Source organism: Tunturibacter gelidoferens (assembly GCF_040358255.1).
In the GTDB taxonomy this organism is placed as follows: Bacteria; Acidobacteriota; Terriglobia; order Terriglobales; family Acidobacteriaceae; genus Edaphobacter; species Edaphobacter gelidiferens.
Genome location: NZ_CP132938.1, coordinates 657,444 through 661,532 on the forward strand (window position 1 = coordinate 657,444; position 4,089 = coordinate 661,532).

General features: G+C 55.4%; 2 protein-coding genes. Both read right to left on the reverse strand.

What is annotated here, in order from left to right; translation table 11 throughout:
* Positions 1–78: 78 nt before the first annotated feature.
* The gene (gene fumC / locus RBB81_RS03255) at positions 79–1,524 is read right to left on the reverse strand and encodes a class II fumarate hydratase (RefSeq protein WP_353072702.1); all 1,446 of its coding nucleotides are present in this window, start codon (positions 1,522–1,524) and stop codon (positions 79–81) included.
* A gap of 82 nt (positions 1,525–1,606) precedes the next feature.
* Complete coding sequence (locus tag RBB81_RS03260; RefSeq protein ID WP_353072703.1) at positions 1,607–3,322, reverse strand: NAD-dependent malic enzyme; 1,716 nt, start codon at positions 3,320–3,322, stop codon at positions 1,607–1,609.
* Positions 3,323–4,089 lie beyond the last annotated feature (767 nt).

A 4,089-nucleotide genomic window follows, 5' to 3' on the forward strand; every position in this document is an offset into this window, starting at 1 on the left:
ACACGGACACAGAAATATTCTGACGGTTATCGAACCGTACCTCGGACAGGCATCGGTTCGAAAACAAACTACGATACATCAGCCATTGGGAAAGACCATCTTCTTCGGATCAATCACCTGATCAAAGGTTTTTTCGTCGATCCATCCGGTCGCCAGCGCCGCCTGCCTCAAGGTCGTCTCTTCATCGAGCGCCTTGTGGGCAATCTTCGAAGCCTTGTCGTAGCCGATCACGGGACTAAGCGCAGTCACCAGCATCAGGGAATTCTGGACAAACTGGGCGATGCGCTTTTCATTCAGCATGGTCCCCTCAACCGAGAATATCCGAAACTTCTCGCATCCATCGGCTAGAATCCGCGCCGAATGGAGAAAGTTGTTGATGATGATCGGTCGCATCGCATTCAACTCGAAGTTGCCCTGCGAGCCGGCGAACGCTACGGCCGAATCATCTCCGATAACCTGAATGCAGATCATCACCATTGCCTCGCACTGCGTCGGATTTACCTTACCGGGCATGATCGAAGAGCCAGGCTCATTCGCCGGCAGCACCAGTTCGCCGAGACCACAGCGCGGACCGGAAGCCAGCCACCGCATATCGTTTGCAATCTTCATCAGAGCAACAGCAAGAGAGCGTAACGCCGCATGCGCGTTCACCATCGCATCGAGCGAACCTTGCGCGGCAAACTTGTTCGGCGCGGTGACGAACGGCATCCCCGTCAGCTCCGCTATCTTCGTAGCGATGTCCTCCCCAAAGCGAGGTGGAGCATTCAGCCCGGTACCAACCGCGGTACCACCGGCAGCCAGTTGATAGATCCCCTCCAGAGACCTGTCGATCAAAGCCATCGCATCGCGAAGTTGAACCGCATAGCCCGACCACTCCTGGCCAACCGTAAGAGGCACAGCATCTTCCAGATGCGTACGGCCAATCTTCACGACATCATGCCACTGCTTTGCCTTGTCCTCGATCGCCGAAGCCAAGGCTGCCACTCTGGGTAATAGATACTTCTTGACCTCGAGAGCGCTCGCAATATGCATCGCCGTGGGGAAAGTATCATTCGACGACTGCGCCATATTGACATGATCATTCGGGTGTATCGGCGCCTTACTCCCCAGCACTCCGCCGAGCAACTGAATCGCCCGGTTTGAGATTACTTCGTTAACGTTCATGTTCGACTGTGTTCCTGACCCGGTCTGCCAAACAAAAAGGGGGAACTCAGTATCCAATTTTCCGGCGATCACCTCGTCCGCAACGGCCGAAATTGCATCAGCCTGCCACCGGTCGAGGCGTCCTGCAGCGGCATTCACCAATGCGGCCGCCTTTTTCACATAACCGTAAGCGTGATACACCTGCTTCGGCATGTGGTCGTCCCCGATGGCAAAGTGAATCAGCGAGCGTTCGGTTTGAGCGCCCCAGTAGTGGTCTGCCGGAACCTCCACTTCGCCCATTGAGTCTGTTTCTTTCCTCTTTCCCGAAGCGCCGACGCCGATGGGAATCTTCTTCAACTCATACAACTCTTGCGTAGCCATAGATCACCTCACTTCTTCTGCAATTGAAGTCGAGACCACCAGCCCCTCCCAGCACTAGCGCTTGGCAGGGTGGCGAACGGCATTAGTCGCCCAACCGAACATACGGTACGTAGACCGGCTCCCAGACATATTCGCGGAGCTCCGTCTCAAAAGACTTCTCATCGGGTACCCCTGCGAGGCCTTCTGCGATCGCCTGCTTCCCAACCGCTTCCGCGACCTTCAGGCCAACCGCCCGAGAATCGGCGATAGGCGGTAACAGAGATGCTTCCTTGTTCTTCTGCGTCGGAGAAAGTGCTGCGAGAGCCTTTGCGGCAGCCATAATCATCGAATCCGAAACCCGCTTCGCCCGTGAAGTAAGAATCCCGAGGGCAAGACCCGGGAAGATATAGGAGTTGTTCGTCTGTGCAAACTCCACACTCTTACCGTTGATCTCCGCTGGCGGAAATGGACTACCCGTGCCGACTAGGGCGCGGCCATTCGTCCATCTCATAAGGTCCGCGGGAGCAGCTTCGCTCTTGGAGGTGGGGTTCGACAAGGGAAAGATAGCCGGACGATCTGTGTGCTTCGCCATCTCGCGCACAATCTTCTCAGTAAATGCGCCCGCCTGGCTGGAGACTCCGATCAGGACCGTCAGCTTCGCGTTCTGGACTACATCCTCGAGCGAAACCTGCTCCGGATTGGAAAGCGTCCATTCCTTCAGATCGGACTTCTTCTTCGCATAGCGCGCCTGGTCAGGCCGAAGGCCTGTCTGTCCTTCGAGGATCAGTCCGTAGCGGTCGACCGCATAAAACTGCTTATGAGCTTCCTCGTCGCTCAACCCGCTCTCTTTCATGGCGGCGAGAAGCAGATTGGCAATCCCAATTCCCGCGGAGCCAAAGCCGAGGAAGCCGATCCTCTGTTCTTTCATCGGTATGCCAGTCGCCGTAACCGCCCCTAAAACAGTGGCAGTTGCCACCGCCGCTGTTCCCTGAATATCGTCATTAAACGTGCAAAGCTGGTCGCGATACCGTTCGAGTAGGCGGCTGGCGTTCGAACCGGCAAAGTCTTCCCATTGCAGAAGAATATGCGGCCACCGGCTCTTCACCGCCGAGACAAACGCTTCGACGAAGTCGTCATATTCCTGCCCTCGCACCCGCTTGTTGCGCCAACCGATGTAGATCGGATCCTTGAGACGTTCCTCATTGTCCGTTCCTACATCGAGAAGCACAGGCAGGCAGTGTTCCGGATGAACTCCGGCCAGGGCTGTATACAGAGCCATCTTTCCGATCGGTATCCCCATTCCTCCGGCTCCCTGATCGCCGAGACCGAGAATCCGTTCGCCGTCACTCACGACGATGCATCGCACCTTGTCATAACGAGAGTCGGCAAGCATCTGGTTGATACGGTCCTTGTTGGGATAACTGATGAAGAGGCCGCGCGGCTTAAGCCAGGTCTCACTGAAGCGTTGACAGCCTTCGCCCACCGTCGGCGTATACACAATCGGCAGAAACTTCTCGACGTTCCGGGTGATCAGGGCATAGAACAGGGTCTCATTCGAGTCCTGCAGGTCCCGCATGAAGTTGTATCTTTCAAAGCTGCTCGTCTGATTGTCGAAAGCCTTCATGCGACGTTCCAGCTGATCCTCCAACGTCCCCAGATGCGGCGGCAGCAATCCATGGAGCGCGAAGGTATCTCGCTCCTCCTCTGTAAACGCTGTCCCCTTGTTTAATCCTGGATGGAGTAGCAGGTCGTAGCCAGAGAGCCTGGTCTCCACGACCGCCGCTTTAGTAAAGTTTTCTACTGCGGAAGGTGAGTTCATTTTTGATCCTCTTCTCTGTCGTGACGGAGATGACGAGGGACCGTGCGACCTCTCTTCGATGCGGGGATCGCAACATCAGGCTGCAGGATTTGTCAGGCACATTCACAACCAAAGTGCACCGGTTCCCTGGTTGTCATGCAACACGTAAATCTCCGACAACCTGCCCCCGAGAGAGAGGAACTCTATTATCTTCTTCGCGTCTCATCATCCGATAGAGTCAATTTCCAGGTTCATAACGGAGAAGCGACCGCGCAGTCTCACTCCTCTCCATGGTTCTCCGTCGAGGTCTTCCGTTGCCAGCCGCGTGGGTAGCACAAGCAGGCCTGATCGGTCAGAGCCGCACGGCATTCGCAAGTCCTTCCGCACTGCCCCCCACTCGCTTCTGACACTTCTGTGTCAGTCCATAAAAATATTTCTTCCGGTTGGGTAAAAATACCCTGCATTTTGCGAAATTTCTGCTGCCACCTTTGGACTATGGATGAGAAGCCGCGGCTAAGTGATTCTAGTGAGGAGCAAAGGAGGCCAATAACTCTCTTATGCGATTCCATTCTCTATCGGCGAATATGCAGGCCTGATAAGAACGGCACGAAAGTTCTTGGGCCTCTTCAGGCTTTAGCAATACCAGCATAGTTCTCGCCTCAGGAAGTCCCTAGCAGAAAAGCAGCGCAGGAGTCGAACGTGGCCACCATCCACCGGAGCTTTTGCGTAAGGCGCACCCGTCTGCCTGGAAGCTTCTTGTCACGTCATTAGTTGTCACGGAGATAAGC